Consider the following 15397-nt stretch of genomic DNA (forward strand, 5'->3'; position numbering starts at 1 on the left):
TGGCTCCTTAATTCAGTATCTGGACGGTAGCGCCCGACGACACGCGCTGCGCGCCGTCAGCGATAGCTCGCTCACCGGGCTTAACACCGGATGCAATCTGGAACTGCTGGCCGATCTGCCCGGCGATGTTCAGCGTGCGTTTTTCGGCTTTGCCGTCGGCGTTAACCACCCAGGCGAAGAACCCCTCGCCGTTTTGCTGGACCGCCGCAGCAGGCAGGGTCAGCACCGGCTGAACGCTTGCCGGGCGCAGGTACACATTCACGTTACCGCCGGGCAGCAACTGATGGCGCGGGTTGGCGAACTCGGCACGCAGCATCACGCTGGCGGTGCGCGGGTCGATACGGTTATCCACCGAGGTCAGTTCCCCGCTTACGCGCTGGCCGTTGCTGTCGATCAGCACCTGCCAGGCCTGCTTCATGGCGTGGATATCCGCATGCTGCCCGGCTTTGGTGGCAAACGCCCCCTCTTCCAGCGCGAAGGCGATGCGGATCGGGTCGAGCTGCACCACGTCCGCCAGCACGCCGCTGGCAGGATTCACCAGGCTGCCCACGTGGAACGGGCTGTGCCCCACGCGGCCGTCGATGGGAGAGATGATGCGGGTGTAGGTCAGGGTCAGGTTGCGGGCCTCAAGCCGGGCTCGCGCCTGCTCCAGCGCGGCGCTGGCCACGTCGCGCTGCATGCGGGCGTTGTCCACGTCATGGCGGCTGATGGCGTTGTTGTTGCCCAGGCTCTCGAAGCGGGAGAGCTGCTGCTGCGCCTGACGCAGCGTGGCTTCGGCGCTTTTCACCTCGGCCTGGGCCAGGCGCACGGCGGCACGCGGCTCGGCATCGTCCAGCTCAAACAGCACGTCGCCTTTTTTCACATACTGCCCGTCGCGAAAGTGGGTCCGGGTGATGACGCCTTCCGTGCGGGCCCGCAGCTCAACGGTGTGAATGGCTTCGATGCGGCCCGGGATTTGACGCTCCGCGGCGTGGGCGGTTTGCTCCACGGTGGCGACGCGCACGGGAATGGCGGCGGCGAAGGCGGAATTAAGGGTGCAGACGAGGAGCGCGCTGGCCAGGGCGGCGCGCAGGAAAGTCAGTTTCATAGAGAATGCCTCGGTGTTTGTCCCCTCACCCCGGCCCTCTCCCCATAGGGGCGAGGGAGAACACCGACTATTCCCTCTCCCCTGTGGGGAGAGGGTTAGGGTGAGGGGTAAGGTTTTAAGGTTTTGTCATGCAGCCTTGCGGAACCTGCGGGTCAGTCGCTTCTCAATTTCGACGATGAAGAACATCGCGCCCGCCATCCCCAGGGTCACACCCCAGTAGCGCAGCGGCAGGGCTTCAGTGCCGAACAGCATCTGCATAAACGGCAGGTAGATAATCGCCAGCTGCAGCAGAAGCAGCACGCCCGTCACCAGCCAGATCCCTTTGTTCGCCAGCAAGCCGCGGTTCAGGGAGAAGCCTTCGGTGTTGCGGCAGTTAATCATGTAGACCCACTGGGCGCAGACCAGCATCTGCAGCAGCACGGTGCGGATGAACTCGGCGCTGTGGCCGCGCGGAGCCAGCCAGGCCTCAAGCGCAAAGGCGGCGACGGCGATCAGGGTGCCGACGAAGGCCACGCGCCAGACGGCATAAGCGTCCATCACGTGCTGCCCGGTCTGACGCGGCGGGCGCTTCATGATGTTGCGCTCGGCGGCTTCAAAAGCCAGACCGAAGGAGAGCGTGGCGGAGGTCGCCATGTTCATCCACAGAATCAGCACCGGCGTCAGGGGAATAATGTTCCCCGCCAGCAGGGCAATCACAATCAGCAGACCCTGCGCGAGGTTGGTCGGCATGATAAACAGAATGGTCTTCTTCAGGTTGTCGTAGACGCGACGCCCCTCTTTCACCGCGCTGGCGATGGTGGCGAAGTTGTCGTCCGTCAGCACCATGTCGGCGGCCTCTTTGGTCACTTCGGTGCCCTTGATGCCCATCGCGATCCCAACGTCCGCCTGGCGCAGCGCCGGCGCGTCGTTCACACCGTCACCGGTCATGCCGACGATCTCGCCTTTCTCCTGCAGGGCTTTCACCAGACGCAGCTTATGCTCGGGGCTGGTGCGGGCGAAAATGTCATACTCCACCGCCGCTTTTGCCAGCTCGGCATCGTCCATGTGCTCCAGCTGATAGCCGGTCACCGCCTGGGCGCTGTTGCTGATCCCCAGCATCTGGCCAATGCTCATCGCCGTCTGCGGGTGATCCCCGGTGATCATCTTCACGCGGATCCCCGCCTGCTGGCAGGCGTGAATGGCGTCAATGGCCTCCGGACGCGGCGGATCCATCATCCCGGCGATGCCGAGGAAGATCAGGCCGTGGCTGAGGTCGTCGTGGGTTAACGTCTGCTCACCGTTTGCCGGTTTGAACGCCGCGGCCACCATGCGCAGCCCCTGACGGGCATAGCGCTCCATCTCGGCTTCCCAGTAACTGCGGTTAAAGGCTTCAGCACCGCTGCGGGTCTGCTGCTGCGCGCAGAGGGCGAAAATCACGTCCGGCGCGCCGGTAATCAAAATCTGCTCCTCGCTACCAATCTGGTAGTGGGTGCTCATGTACTTGTACTGGGAGTCGAACGGGATCTTGTTGATGAGCGTGGTCATGACCGGCGCGAGCTTAGCCTTGGCCGCCAGCACCTTCAGCGCCCCTTCGGTTGGCCCGCCGGTAATGCCCCACAGGCCGCGCTCGTCCTGAATCATCTGACTGTCGTTACAGAGGTCGACGGTGCGCAGGTACTGCTCCAGCACGGTACCCGGCTGGATCTGCACCGGCTCGTCGCTGCCCTCCAGACAGATATTGCCTTCCGGGGCGTAGCTGTCGCCCTCCACGCGGTAGCAGCTGTCGGCGGTGATGATCGCCTTAACGGTCATCTCGTTCATGGTCAGGGTGCCGGTTTTGTCCGAGCACACCACGGTCATCGCCCCCAGGGTTTCAACGGTGGGCAGTTTACGGATGATGGCGCGCTTGCGGGCCATTGCCTGCACGCCCAGCGACAGGATAATGGAGATAATGGCCGGCAGACCTTCCGGCACCGCCGCCACCGCCAGGCTGATCAACGACAGCAGCAGCTCGCCGAGCGGCATGTCGCGCAGCAACAGGCTGAAGACGAACAGCGCGGCCATCATCGCCATGATCAGCCCGAAAATGGCCTTGCCGAGTTTGTCCATCTGCACCAGCAGCGGCGTGCGGTGTTTTTCGATCCCGGCCATCATCTGGTTAATGTGGCCCAGTTCGGTCTCCTGGCCGGTGGCAATCACCACCCCGACGCCGCCGCCTGCGCTCACCGTCGTACCGGAAAACACCAGATTGGTGCGATCGCCGAGCGGTAATTCGCCGTTCAGCGGCTGGGTGTGTTTATCCACGACCGTCGATTCGCCCGTCAGGATCGCTTCTTCAACGCGTAAATTATGCGCCTCAATTAAACGCATATCCGCCGGAATACGATCTCCGGCACGCAGGACAATAATATCCCCGGGGACTATTTCAGTTGTGGGTATTGTTTCATGGTTTCCGTCACGAATAACCCGCGCCTCGCTGGCGAGCATATTACGGATACTCTTCAGGGATTTTTCGGCGTTACTTTCCTGAATATGACCAATTAACGCATTAATGACCGCCACACCCAGAATAACCAGGGTATCGACCCAGTGGCCCATTATTGCGGTTAACGCCGCGGCGGCCAGCAGGACATAAATTAAGACGTCATTAAAATGGGCCAGAAAACGCAGCCACGCCGGTCGGGATTTTTTCTCCGGCAGGGCATTATGGCCATGCTGCTGCAGGCGCGCCTGCGCCTCAGCACGGCTCAGACCCGCGGCGGTACTCTGCTGCGCGGCAAGCGTCTGGTCATGGGTCTGCTGGTACGCCAGGTTCGGCGTGGTGCCTGGCGTGGGCGGCGTCTGGGTGTGGTGCATTTTGGTCATATATCAGCTCCTTCAGTTTGCGGTGAGCAAAAGCCTGAATTCCATTTCTGCTTTTATAAATCAGTCGACAATAATGGGTTGTCACGGAAATTAATTTAACGCACTATTATTGCTATCGACGGCATTAAACAGATAACGTTTCATTTCAATACAGCGATTTTTACAAATTATTTCTAAACCTAAACTAAACGGAGGTCAGCATGTTTGGAATTTATCGCGGGCGTCGACTGGCGTTATATATAATCGCAGCAGTTGTTATTGCGACGTTAATTGGATACAGCACCTATACCTTTGTAAAACTATTAGCCGGAGGGTGACAGTAATTTACATTAGCGGAGATTAATTGAATTAATTCTTTTCTGGCAGAGATAATTCAGCGGATTAGCGGAGGATTATTTATCATCTGCCTCTCTGACGGTTGATATTGCTTTACGAAGCCCTATCCGTGACAATGTTATTTTTAACTGACGATTAACATTATTATGAAACACCCGTTAGAATCGCTGTTAACGGCTGGCGGCATCTTACTGATGGCCTTTCTCTCCGTTCTGCTGCTGCCAGCACCCTCCCTGGGGCTGGTGCTGGCGCAAAAGCTGATGGGCACCTTCCATCTGATGGATCTCAACCAGCTTTACACCATCCTCTTCTGCCTGTGGTTTTTAGTCCTCGGCGCCATCGAATTCTTTGTTCTGCGTTTCATCTGGCGCCGCTGGTTTTCACGGGCGGCGTAAGCCGGTTAAATCGCGCATGCCGTGGATCAGGGCTTCACACCAGGCCGCGTAGTCGTGGCCGCTGGACCACGGATGGAAGCTGACGCGGTAGCCTTTCTGCCGCAAAACCTGTTCAAAATCCTGGGTCGTGCGATAGATCCCTCCCCCCGGCCCGGTGGTTTCGAACTTCCCGGCCTGTAGCCAGAAGCGCACCGGATACTGCGGTGACTGCTGGTACTGACGCGTCAGCCAGCCTGGCGCTTCCCCTTTCGGGGCCCACCAGTAGGAGCCGGACAGGCTCAGCACATTGCCAAACAGACGCGGATAGCGCAGCGCCACCCATGAAGAGGCGATCCCGCCATAGCTTGACCCCGCCAGCACGGTTTTCTGCCGCTGCATGGCGACCCCCTGCCCGCGCAACCACGGCAGTAGTTCGTGCGCCATAAAGTCGGCAAAATCCGCATTCGGCGGCAACTCTTTACTGCGTCGGGCGTGATCGAGACTGTCGACAAACACCACGTTGACCGGCGGGAGATGGTGACGGGCAATCAGGCCATCCAGCACGTTGGCGAAATGGTACTCGTCCTGATAGATCTGGCCGTCAAAGAGGATTAACGTCCAGCGTGCAGGCTGCGGCCCACGCGGTTTGTAGATCATTACCTCCCGGGAATTACCCAGAATAGTGCTGGCCAGCGTCTGGCGGCTCAGCGAGCCCTGCGTCAGCGGCTTCGCCGTGGCCTGAACGGAGCAGTAGCGCGCCGGGCTGAGATCGAGCAGGGAGTAGCGGTTCCAGCGATCGGTTTTCTGTTCACCAAAGGTGTTCGGGTTTAGCGGATCGGCCTGGGCGCTGACGAGGATAGCCCGTCGCTGTTCGCGGGGAGAGCCGTCAATTGTCGGCACGTCCGGGGCGAGCTTGTACTGCATCACCGTGTCGGCGGGCACCACGTAGCTACGGAACCAGACGTCACTGTTACCGAGGCGGAACAGCGGATCGTGATCGCCCGCCGGAGAACCAAGAATAAAGACGTTGCCGCGCGCGCCGCGCCACAGGAAGGTGACGCGCTTGTGGTGCGCGTCAACCGGCTCCACCATCGGCGTTCCCTGCCGAATTTGCGCCTGCCAGAACGCATCGGTACTTCCCCCGGCAGCAACCGTTTTAGCCAGCGCCTGCAGCGTCGGGCTTTCAGGCATCAGCATTTGTACGCGCGGTAAGGCAGAGGTCTCTTTCATCCGCCACTGAAAACGCCAGGGCTTGCCGGCTTCGCCATGCAGCATCAGAGAGCTGTTCTGCTTCACCGGCAGGGCAAACAGCAGGGTGTGTTCCCCGTCGGCAGGGCCATTTTCAACCAGGGTGCGGATACGGCGGTTCTGGCCGTCCAGCAGGCGGGCATCGGTTACGCCGTTCAGCGTGGCCGAAACATAATTTTCACCCAACTCTGGCAGGCTAAAACAGACTTCGCCGCTGGCATCAAACTTTCCCTGAACCTCCCCTTGCAGGGACGAGGGTTCGCACGTCGCCGCCACGGCGGGCAGCGCCCCGATCCCTAATAACAAACCACTCCATGCCCTCTTCATTACCGCGTGTCCCCCCCAAAATTTGTTAACAACGCTAATGCAAATGGTAATGGTTTGCAATATCATTTGGGCGAATTGATCGGTGTTTATATGGCGATAGCAACCAAGGATGTTAAATAAAAATGTTTAAAAATAAAAAGATAATGCAGGCATGGCTCCTGAGTCTGGCCACGGTTAGCGTGGCGGCTCAGGCAGAAAACGGAGAAGAAACCATTACGGTGACGCAAGGAACGAGTGAAGAACCTACCGCCCCGGTGAAGGGCATCGTGGCCACCAAAACCCTTTCCGCCACCAAGACCAGCGCGGAGATCGTGAGGACGCCGCAGTCGGTCTCGGTGATCACTCGCGATCAGATGAACATGCAGGATGTGACCTCCGTATCCCAGGCGCTGCGCTACTCGGCGGGGGTGTTTACCGAATACCGCGGATCGTCAAACCGTAACGATGAAGTGTTTGTGCGTGGCTTTAGCTATGTGCCGAAATTCCTCGACGGGTTAAGTTTCGGCGCCACCGCCTCGTCACAGACGGGAACGGTTGACCCCTGGTTGCTGGAGCGTGTGGAGCTGGTGCGCGGTCCGGCCTCGGTCCTGTTTGGCCAGGTCAATCCGGGCGGGTTGATCAGCATGACCAGCAAGCGCCCGACCTCTGAATCCATTCACAACGTTCAGTTCCGCACCGGCAATAACGACCTCGCGGAAGGCGCGTTTGATTTCGGCGGCAAGCTCAGCGATGACGGCCGGGTGCTCTATCGCGTTAACGGCATCGCCCGCACCCAGCATAATCAGGTGGAGGATTATAAAGAGACGCGCATGGCGATTGCGCCGGCGATCACCTGGTATCCCAACGATCAGACCCGCTTTACGCTGTTGACCAGCTACCAGAAAGATCCCGATGCGGGATACCGCAACTTCCTGCCCGCGTACGGCACGGTAAAGAGCGTCGACGGCAAATACATCCCGCGCGACTTTAACGTCAGCGATCCGGATTACGATCAATCCTGGCGTGAGCAGACGATGATCGGCTACGAGCTGGAGCATCAGTTCGCCGATAACCTCACCTTCCGCCAGAACGCGCGTTACGCCACCATCAAACAGAAGTATCGTTATCTGGTCTACGCCACCAGCGCCGCCAACAGCTCGGTACTGACCCGCCGCGCCCAGCATGAAGAACGTACCACGGATGAATTTGGCCTGGATAATCAGCTGGAGTATCTGGCGAACACCGGTGCCGTCAGCCACACCCTGCTCGGCGGATTCGACTACAAAACCAGCAAAGATAAACAGCTGCTGGAACGTGGGAGCGGTTCACAGTACGACCTCGACTGGCAAAATCCGGTTTACGGCGTGAAGGTGGATGAAAGCAGCTTCCGGACCGCCAGCGACGAGCAGCAAAATCTCGATCAGATGGGGCTGTATCTGCAGGATCAGATGAGCTGGCATAACTGGGAGTGGCTGCTCTCCGGGCGTTACGACTGGAGCGAAGTGCGCACCAACGACTTCACCGATAACAGCTTCACCCAGCAGAACGACAGTAAATTTACCTGGCGTACCGGCCTGCTGTACGCCTTCGACGTTGGTCTGTCGCCGTACATCAGCTACAGCACCTCGTTTGAACCGAACCTGCAAACCAACCGGGCACCGGGCGTCGGGCCGTTTAAACCTACCACCGGCGAGCAGACCGAAATCGGCCTGAAGTATCAGCCGGTCGGTACCACCCTGATGACCCTGGCGCTGTACGATTTAACCCAGGATAACGTGGCGACCTACAACAGCGCCGAAGGCTGGTTCGAAAACGCGGGCAAAGTGCGTTCGAAAGGCGTTGAGGCGGAGATCCACTCCACGCTGCTGGACAACATCAACCTGATTGGCTCTTACACTTACACGGATGCGAAAACCGAGAGCACAACGGTGGCGGGAACGGAAGGCAAAACGCCTGCGCGCATCCCGGCGCATATGGCCTCCGCGTTCGCCAGCTACACCCTGCCCGGCGGCGCGCTGAAGAGCCTGACCGCAGGCGTGGGCATGCGCTATATCGGTACCAGCTACGGCGATGCGAAGAATACCTTCAAAGTGCCGTCGGTGGATCTGTATGACGCCATGCTGAGCTACGATCTGGGAGAGATGAACAGCAGCCTGAAAGGGGCCAGCGTGCAGTTCAACGTCAACAACCTGGCGGATACGAAGTACGTTGCCTCCTGCGCAAGCGATACGGCGTGCTTTTACGGCATTGGCCGCACGGTGACGGCGACGGTGAATTACCGCTGGTAATGTGCCTGGCAAAAAATGCCGGGTGGCGGCTACGCCTTACCCGGCCTACGTTTCCACTTCCAGGCCCGGTAAGCGTAGCGCCGTCGGGCAAAAAATATGGCACCGTGCCAACAAAAATGCCGGGTGGCGGCTACGCCTTACCCGGCCTACGTTTCCAATTGTAGGCCCGGTAAGCGCAGCGCCACCGGGCAAAAAATATGGCACCGTGCCAACAAAAATGCCGGGTGGCGGCTACGCCTTACCCGGCCTACGTTTCCACTTCCAGGCCCGGTAAGCGTAGCGCCACCGGGCAAACTAAATCCGGGTTCGATGCGTTCAATGCGCCCGGCTGTGATTATCCTTGCGATACGCCCCGGGCGGCTGGTTGAAGGTGCGGGTGAAGACGCGGGTAAAAGTCTGCTGGGAGTCAAAGCCGTAGCGCAGGCAGATGTCGTACACCTTTTCATCCGATTCACGCAGATCTCGCGCCGCCAGCCGCAGCTTGCGTTCACGAATATAACGCCCCAGGCTTTCCCCTTTGTACTGCATAAACAGCCGCTGCAGGTGCCATTTGGAGTAGCCCGCATGCCGGGCAATATCCTCAATGCGCAACGGCTGATGAAGATTGTCGTCAATCCAGTCGACGATAGTGTCGATAACCTGAGCGGAAATAGTCATGCTGCTCTCCCCCTCTGCTCTTCGATTTAACATTATTCCCACCACGCACGAAATTGCTGCGAGGCATCATCCACCCTCACCGGCTCCCCGAGCTCCGGGGTCAGCAGGCGATAGTTTTTATCCTTGCTGGCCTGCGTAAGCTGGATCAGCGGGTCGTTCCAGGTATGTTTTGCCAGCACAAAGCGCCCGGAGTGGCCCGGAACCACCGCGCTGGCATTCAGATCCGCAGCCGCCTGCGCCGTTTCGGCAGGGTGCATGTGGATGTACTTCCAGTCCTGGTCGTACTGGCCGTTCTCCATGATCGCCAGATCGACTTTGCCGAACTGCTCGCCGATGGCGCTAAAGTGCGGGCCGTAGCCGGAGTCACCGCTGTAGAACACCTTTTTCTGCGGGGTAACGAACATAAAGCTGCCCCACAGGGTCTGGTTGCGCTTCAGCCCGCGCCCGGAGAAGTGACGCGCCGGCAGGACGTGAACGGTCAGGTCATCGCTGATGCGCACCGATTGATCCCAGTCCCGCTCCTCAATGATCGACGGCTCCATGCCCCAGTAGCGCAGATGCGATCCCACTCCCAGCGGCGTGACCACCCGCTTCACTTTCGGTATCAACGCTTTGATGGTGGCGTAGTCAAGATGATCGTAGTGATCGTGCGAAATGATCAGCAGATCGATCTCAGGCATCTCTTCAGCACGCCACGGGTACTCACCGGCAAAGGCTTTGTTAAGGAAGAAGAACGGCGCGGCGTAGTTGCTGAATACCGGGTCGATCAGAATGCGTTTACCCGCCAGCTGCAGATACCACGAGGAGTGGCCGAGCCAGACCAGGGTCTCCTGATCCAGCGGCAGCTGCGCCAGATCGGTTTTCACCAGCGGCAGCGGCGCTGCAGGGCGCGCGTTCTCGCGCTTCGTCACCAGAAAATCCCACCACGCCGCCAGCATGTTCTTGTTGCCGGTAAATCCGGGGGTCGGCAGGGTGTTATGGAACTGGCCGTCGCGATACTGCGGCGAGGCGGCAAACTCACTCAGTTGCTCGCCCTGCGGCGGCTGGCCGAATCCGGCATTCAGTACGAACGGCAAGGTTGCCGCGGATGCAATAATCATCACTACCACCAGGCTAACAATAAAACGCTTTTTCATATCCCGACCCGAATTCGCGCCCCATCCGATGGCCTGCGCGGGCAAAACTTGATTATGAGTGAGTAAGCACTCATTATAGAAGTGATGCGAAAGTCGTCAAGACGTTTTAAGATCTTTGACATTCCGCGTTGCAGCCCCACAAAGGGCATGATTCAATCGGGGTTTTTGCACGTTACCTGGAGGAAATGTAGTGGCTCGTCCGAAAAGTGAAGATAAAAAACTGGCGTTGCTGGACGCGGCAACCAGCGCCTTTGCCCAGTCGGGCATTGCGGCTTCTACCGCGTTAATCGCCCGCAGCGCGGGGGTGGCTGAAGGCACCCTGTTTCGCTATTTCGCTACCAAAGACGATCTGCTTAACGCCCTCTATCTGCACCTGAAACAGGATCTGTGCCAGACCATGCTGGCGAATATGGACAGGGCCCTCACCCAGCCGAAAGAGCATACCCGCAATATCTGGAACAGCTACGTTGACTGGGGTATTCGCAACCCGGTGGCCCACGGCGCGATCCGCCAGCTTGGGGTGAGCGAGAAGATCAACGCCGAAACCGAACAGGCGGTGCACGAGATGTTCCCGGAGCTGCACGAGCTGTGCCGCCGCTCGATTCGCACGGTGTTTATGTCGGAAGAGTTCCGTCTGTTTGGCGACGCCCTGTTTTTATCCCTGGCGGAGACCACCATGGCCTTCGCCACCCGCGAACCGGCCCGCGCCGCCGAATTTAAGGCGCTGGGTTTTGAAGCCATGTGGCGCGCGCTGGCCGAAGAGGATTCAGATGGACAGTAAGACGCTCGCGGCCTGCGCAAAGCAGGCGGCGCTGGATCTGCCCTTTACCGAGCACTGCTGGCCGTTTGGCCCGGAGTACGACGTGTTTAAAGTGGGCGGGAAAATTTTTATGCTGATGGGCGTGGCGCACGGGCGTCTGCACGTCAGCCTGAAGTCCGATCCGCAAAAATCGCTGCTTAACCAGCAGATCTACCGGGGGATCGAGCCCGGATATCACCTGAATAAAAAGCACTGGATCTCGGTGTATGGGGTGGACGATATCACCCCGGAACTGGTGACCGATCTGGTGAATGATTCATGGCATCTGGTGGTGGATAAGCTGCCGAAAAAAGATCAGAAACGGCTGCGTCCGGGCGTTTAAAGGCCCGGAATGCCCTTATCTTTGCCCCTTTCCTCTTGTACCCTTTTCCCTTTTGAACTGAACCCCAGGAGTCGTAATGGATATCATCTCTGTTGCCTTAAAGCGTCACTCAACAAAGGCCTTTGACCCGAGCAAAAAACTGACTGCCGACCAGGCGGAACAGATTAAAACCCTGCTGCAGTACAGCCCGTCCAGCACCAACTCGCAGCCGTGGCACTTTATCGTCGCCAGCACCGAGGAAGGTAAAGCCCGCGTGGCGAAATCCGCGGCCGGTGGCTTTGTGTTCAACGAGCGCAAAATGCTGGATGCTTCTCACGTGGTGGTGTTCTGCGCCAAAACCGCGATGGACGACGCCTGGCTGACGCGCGTGGTGGATCAGGAAGAGGCCGATGGCCGCTTCGCCACCCCGGAAGCGAAAGCCGCTAACCACAAGGGCCGCACCTTCTTCGCCGATCTGCACCGTGTCGAGCTGAAAGATGACCACCAGTGGATGGCAAAACAGGTTTACCTGAACGTCGGCAACTTCCTGCTGGGCGTTGGCGCGATGGGCCTGGACGCGGTGCCGATTGAAGGCTTCGATGCCGCGATCCTCGACGAGGAGTTCGGCCTGAAAGAGAAAGGCTTCACCAGCCTGGTGGTGGTGCCGGTGGGGCATCACAGCGTGGAAGATTTCAACGCCACGCTGCCGAAATCACGTCTGCCGCTGAGCACGGTTGTGACTGAGTGCTAAAAGCAAATGGGCCGCTCACAGCGGCCCATTACGTTTTAGTGATGACTAACCGGCGATGCGGATGCACGTCACGATCGTATCCCCAGGCGAACGCTATCCAGCGAGCCTCCAGCTCAGCGTAAGAGCTGACTGGCGTTAAGGCCCACTCTTCCCCAACCGTTCCGTCTGCCACACTGATCTGATAATTCATGGTAAACGCCCAGTCGATCATCCGCAGCCAAAACCGCTGGCCGTCACCGGTTTGCTCGCTATCTGAAACAACAATGTCGTACTCGCTTAACAGCCACTGGAAAAAGAGTTGCGGAAAGCCGCTAACGACGCGCTGGTGTACGGTACGCGGGGTACGCCAGACCATGACCTGTGTCGCCGCCCCGTGAGGAAAAGTAATCTCTTTATGAAACTGCAGCTTAACAGCATAGGCCGTGTAGGGCTTGCCTTCGTCCGTGGTCACGATGCGATATTCATCGCTTGAAAGGGATTTTAAGAGGCGATAACCCACAGGCAAGACAAATCCCGGCAGATGAAAGTCCGCCGTACCGCGTGCAAGAAAGGCTTCGGTATGTTCTACGTTTCGGGAGACAAGACCTAACTTCTGGCTGAAATCAGCATTATCAATCATCAGCGGTGACATGGATTGTTTCTCATGGCGTAAGTATAGTCCACCTGGCTTCTCATCTAAATGATGAAAATTCAGCAAGTTGTTTTAGCTTACGCCTGTTGAGTTAGCTAAACAGAACGGGAACTCATTCCCTGAAACCGCCTCGCAGAAATTATTTTTGTGCAGCCAGCCACGCCATTACCCTTTCCCCTGCCTCATCCACCGGCAGATAGACCAGCAGTCGCGAGCCGTTGCGCGGGGCGGAGTACCAGTACATCTGCTGGAGAGTAAAATCCCCGAGCTCAGGATGGGTGAACAGCTTCAGCTGATTTTCTACGCCGCGCACGTCGTAACGCTGGTGCCACAGGGTTTTGAACTCTTCCGAGACGGCAAAGAAGCGCGCCAGTTTCGCCTCCCACTGCGGATCGCCCCGGTGCTCGGCCATCGCCGCGCGAAAATAGGAGACAAAAATCGCCAGCACGTCGTCACGTCTGCCAAGCCGGGCGCGCCACGCCGGATGCGTGAGATAGAGATAGATACAGTTGCGGTCTTCCGGCGGGATGTCGTTAAAGTCTACGCCCATCAGATGGCAGAAGCTGTCGTTCCACGCCACGATATCGAAATTCGGCTTCTGGATGCTGGCAGGTTTTGGCATCAGGGTATCCAGCAGACGGCGGGTGCCTTCGCTGATGCCTTCGCAGCAGACCGCCCCCTGCGGCGCTTCGCCCGGCGGCAATCCGGCCAGCAGGAACAGGTGGCGGGATTCGGTTGGGGTACACTGCAGCGCTTTCGCCACCGCAGCCATCACCGCGCTGGACGGGTTCACGTCCCTGCCCTGCTCCAGCCAGGTGTACCAGGTGACGCCGACATCCGCCAGCAGGGCCACCTCTTCCCGGCGCAGGCCCGGGGTGCGGCGTCGGCCGCTGCGCGGCAGGCCGAGGCGCTGGGGATCGAGACTTTCACGCCGCGCGCGTAAAAATGCGCCCAGCTGTTTACGGGTGTCATCCTGGAGTGAGGTGACGGGTTCAGACATCAGCGCCATATTGCCCCCTGCATGGTAGTGCCAGTACCAGTATAAGCAAGAACTGGTACCCGTTTATCAGATCGTTGATGCTACGGCCATCCGCTGTTTGACGCAATGGAGTCACCATGAATACGTCAGTTGTTTCACCGGGCCGTGCAGGCCTGATATTGCTGTTAACCGGCCAGATGCTGCCGCTGATTGATACCTCAATCACCAACGTGGCGCTGGATTCCATCACCCATTCGCTGCATGCCACCGCCACCGAGCTGGAGCTGATTGTGGCCCTTTACGGCGTGGCCTTCGCCGTCTGCCTGGCGCTCGGCAGCAAGCTGGGGGATAACCTCGGTCGCCGTCGTCTGTTTATGTGGGGCGTTGCGAGCTTTGGTCTGGCCTCGCTGCTGTGCGGAATGGCGGGCAACATCGAGCAACTGCTGGCCGCGCGCATCGTGCAGGGGGCCGGGGCAGCGCTGATCGTGCCGCAAATTCTTGCCACCCTTCACGTCACCCTGAAAGGCACCGCCCATGCCAAAGCCATCAGCCTGTTTGGCGGTATCGGCGGGATTGCCTTTATCGTCGGGCAGATGGGCGGCGGCTGGCTAGTATCAGCGGATATCGCCGGGCTGGGCTGGCGCAACGCCTTCTTTATCAACGTGCCGATCTGTCTGCTGGTGCTGGCCCTGAGCCGCCGCTTTGTGCCGGAGACCCGTCGCGATACCCCGTCGCGCATTGACTGGCAGGGCACCGCGCTGCTGGCGGCGATCCTCTGCTGCCTGCTGTTCCCGATGGCGCTGGGGCCGCAGTGGCACTGGTCGTGGCCGCTGCAGGTAATGCTGCTCGCCATTATCCCGCTGGCCTGGTTAATGGCGCTGAACGCGCGTAAAAAAGAGCGGGAGGGTGCCCACCCGCTGATCCCGCCGCGCTTAATGCAGCTCGGCAGCATCCGTTTCGGGGTGCTGATTGCGATGCTCTTTTTCAGCGTCTGGTCCGGGTTTATGTTCTGCATGGCGCTGACCATGCAAACCGGGCTGGGAATGGCCCCGTGGCAGTCCGGGAACAGTTTTATTGCCCTCGGCGTGACCTATTTCGTCTCGGCATGGTTCGCTCCGCGTCTGATTGCCCGCTACAGCACCAGCACGATTTTGCTGTCCGGGCTGGCGATCCAGATAACCGGCCTGCTGGCGCTGATCGCCACCTTCCGCGTCTGGGGAGTGGACAACAGCGCCCTGACCCTGGCCCCGGCCACCGGGCTGGTGGGCTACGGCCAGGCGTTGATTGTGAACAGCTTCTACCGCATCGGCATGCGCGATATTCAGCCCGACGACGCCGGGGCCGCCAGCGCGATCCTCAGCACCCTGCAGCAGGCGGCGCTCGGCCTTGGTCCGGCAATATTTGGCGCGATTTTGCTCCACGCCCTGCACAGCCATCACGGGGATTACGCCCGGGCGATCAACGTCTTCCTGGGGGTGGAAACGGGGATGATGATCGTGCTGGCGCTGGCCACCCTGCGACTGCGCCATCGCCTGAGCCTGCCGGTGGTGAAGGCCTGTCAGGCCGCTAAATAAGCCTCGCGAATTTGCAAAACGGTTCCGCAGTCGCCATTATGGCGGCTGCTTTAATACAGGAGACG

At 59.2% G+C, this 15397-nt stretch carries 13 protein-coding genes; 6 read left to right on the top strand and 7 right to left on the bottom strand.

Translation table 11 applies throughout. From position 1 onward, the window contains the following. Positions 1 to 7: 7 nt before the first annotated feature. Positions 8 to 1087 carry an efflux RND transporter periplasmic adaptor subunit gene (locus tag FFB58_RS09020; protein ID WP_138369666.1) on the bottom strand — a complete coding sequence of 360 codons (1080 nt, stop codon included), beginning with the start codon at positions 1085 to 1087 and terminating at the stop codon, positions 8 to 10. Positions 1088 to 1213: 126 nt separating this feature from the next. Continuing rightward, positions 1214 to 3931, bottom strand: a complete 2718-nt coding sequence (locus FFB58_RS09025; protein ID WP_171029946.1) for a cation-transporting P-type ATPase — start codon at positions 3929 to 3931, stop codon at positions 1214 to 1216. Positions 3932 to 4413: 482 nt separating this feature from the next. Here FFB58_RS09025 and FFB58_RS09030 point away from each other — a divergent pair, with 482 nt between their 5' ends. Next, entirely contained in the window at positions 4414 to 4662 is a 249-nt protein-coding gene (locus FFB58_RS09030; protein ID WP_039031581.1) for a DUF1158 domain-containing protein, read from the top strand. Here the strand turns inward: FFB58_RS09030 and FFB58_RS09035 are convergent. After that, the gene (locus tag FFB58_RS09035) at positions 4648 to 6216 is read right to left on the bottom strand and encodes an alpha/beta hydrolase-fold protein (protein ID WP_138369667.1); all 1569 of its coding nucleotides are present in this window, start codon (positions 6214 to 6216) and stop codon (positions 4648 to 4650) included. The genes FFB58_RS09030 and FFB58_RS09035 overlap by 15 nt on opposite strands. Before the next feature lie 122 nt (positions 6217 to 6338). On the opposite strand from FFB58_RS09035, the gene FFB58_RS09040 reads away from it, so the two are divergent. After that, the gene (locus FFB58_RS09040) at positions 6339 to 8483 is read left to right on the top strand and encodes a TonB-dependent siderophore receptor (protein WP_138369668.1); all 2145 of its coding nucleotides are present in this window, start codon (positions 6339 to 6341) and stop codon (positions 8481 to 8483) included. A 315-nt stretch (positions 8484 to 8798) separates the two neighbouring features. Here FFB58_RS09040 and FFB58_RS09050 read toward each other — a convergent pair whose 3' ends face one another. Together FFB58_RS09050 and FFB58_RS09055 are read right to left on the bottom strand one after the other, a co-directional pair. Further along, positions 8799 to 9140 carry a RamA family antibiotic efflux transcriptional regulator gene (locus FFB58_RS09050; RefSeq protein WP_039031578.1) on the bottom strand — a complete coding sequence of 114 codons (342 nt, stop codon included), beginning with the start codon at positions 9138 to 9140 and terminating at the stop codon, positions 8799 to 8801. A gap of 32 nt (positions 9141 to 9172) precedes the next feature. Next, on the bottom strand, positions 9173 to 10276 hold the full coding sequence (locus tag FFB58_RS09055; RefSeq protein ID WP_138369669.1) for an MBL fold metallo-hydrolase: 1104 nt from the start codon (positions 10274 to 10276) through the stop codon (positions 9173 to 9175). A 190-nt stretch (positions 10277 to 10466) separates the two neighbouring features. On the opposite strand from FFB58_RS09055, the gene FFB58_RS09060 reads away from it, so the two are divergent. The 3 genes from FFB58_RS09060 (at position 10467) to nfsB (ending at position 12148) form a co-directional block, all read left to right on the top strand. Next, positions 10467 to 11057 (top strand): TetR/AcrR family transcriptional regulator, encoded by a 591-nt coding sequence (locus FFB58_RS09060; protein ID WP_039031576.1) that lies wholly within the window; start codon positions 10467 to 10469, stop codon positions 11055 to 11057. Further along, entirely contained in the window at positions 11047 to 11418 is a 372-nt protein-coding gene (locus FFB58_RS09065) for an MmcQ/YjbR family DNA-binding protein (protein WP_138369670.1), read from the top strand. Before FFB58_RS09060 ends, FFB58_RS09065 begins: the two co-directional genes overlap by 11 nt. A 76-nt stretch (positions 11419 to 11494) precedes the next feature. After that, entirely contained in the window at positions 11495 to 12148 is a 654-nt protein-coding gene (nfsB, locus tag FFB58_RS09070; protein ID WP_039031574.1) for an oxygen-insensitive NAD(P)H nitroreductase, read from the top strand. 28 nt (positions 12149 to 12176) lie between these two features. Here nfsB and FFB58_RS09075 read toward each other — a convergent pair whose 3' ends face one another. Next, positions 12177 to 12779, bottom strand: a complete 603-nt coding sequence (locus FFB58_RS09075; RefSeq protein ID WP_039031573.1) for a hypothetical protein — start codon at positions 12777 to 12779, stop codon at positions 12177 to 12179. 139 nt (positions 12780 to 12918) lie between these two features. Then, entirely contained in the window at positions 12919 to 13788 is an 870-nt protein-coding gene (locus tag FFB58_RS09080; protein ID WP_138369671.1) for a helix-turn-helix transcriptional regulator, read from the bottom strand. 107 nt (positions 13789 to 13895) lie between these two features. Here FFB58_RS09080 and FFB58_RS09085 point away from each other — a divergent pair, with 107 nt between their 5' ends. Beyond that, a complete protein-coding gene (locus FFB58_RS09085) occupies positions 13896 to 15332 on the top strand; it encodes an MFS transporter (protein WP_138369672.1) in 1437 nt (478 codons plus the stop codon). Positions 15333 to 15397: the final 65 nt, after the last annotated feature.

This window comes from Enterobacter sp. MF024 (genome assembly GCF_005843915.1).
Classification (GTDB): Bacteria; Pseudomonadota; Gammaproteobacteria; order Enterobacterales; family Enterobacteriaceae; genus Enterobacter; species Enterobacter barmai.

Bases quoted from the DNA above. Each gene is read 5' to 3' on its own strand.
- FFB58_RS09020 (WP_138369666.1), bottom strand. From the start codon at position 1,087: ATGAAACTGACTTTCCTGCGCGCCGCCCTGGCCAGCGCGCTCCTCGTC.
- FFB58_RS09025 (WP_171029946.1), bottom strand. From the start codon at position 3,931: ATGACCAAAATGCACCACACCCAGACGCCGCCCACGCCAGGCACCACG.
- FFB58_RS09030 (WP_039031581.1), top strand. From the start codon at position 4,414: ATGAAACACCCGTTAGAATCGCTGTTAACGGCTGGCGGCATCTTACTG.
- FFB58_RS09035 (WP_138369667.1), bottom strand. From the start codon at position 6,216: ATGAAGAGGGCATGGAGTGGTTTGTTATTAGGGATCGGGGCGCTGCCC.
- FFB58_RS09040 (WP_138369668.1), top strand. From the start codon at position 6,339: ATGTTTAAAAATAAAAAGATAATGCAGGCATGGCTCCTGAGTCTGGCC.
- FFB58_RS09050 (WP_039031578.1), bottom strand. From the start codon at position 9,140: ATGACTATTTCCGCTCAGGTTATCGACACTATCGTCGACTGGATTGAC.
- FFB58_RS09055 (WP_138369669.1), bottom strand. From the start codon at position 10,276: ATGAAAAAGCGTTTTATTGTTAGCCTGGTGGTAGTGATGATTATTGCA.
- FFB58_RS09065 (WP_138369670.1), top strand. From the start codon at position 11,047: ATGGACAGTAAGACGCTCGCGGCCTGCGCAAAGCAGGCGGCGCTGGAT.
- nfsB (WP_039031574.1), top strand. From the start codon at position 11,495: ATGGATATCATCTCTGTTGCCTTAAAGCGTCACTCAACAAAGGCCTTT.
- FFB58_RS09075 (WP_039031573.1), bottom strand. From the start codon at position 12,779: ATGTCACCGCTGATGATTGATAATGCTGATTTCAGCCAGAAGTTAGGT.
- FFB58_RS09080 (WP_138369671.1), bottom strand. From the start codon at position 13,788: ATGGCGCTGATGTCTGAACCCGTCACCTCACTCCAGGATGACACCCGT.
- FFB58_RS09085 (WP_138369672.1), top strand. From the start codon at position 13,896: ATGAATACGTCAGTTGTTTCACCGGGCCGTGCAGGCCTGATATTGCTG.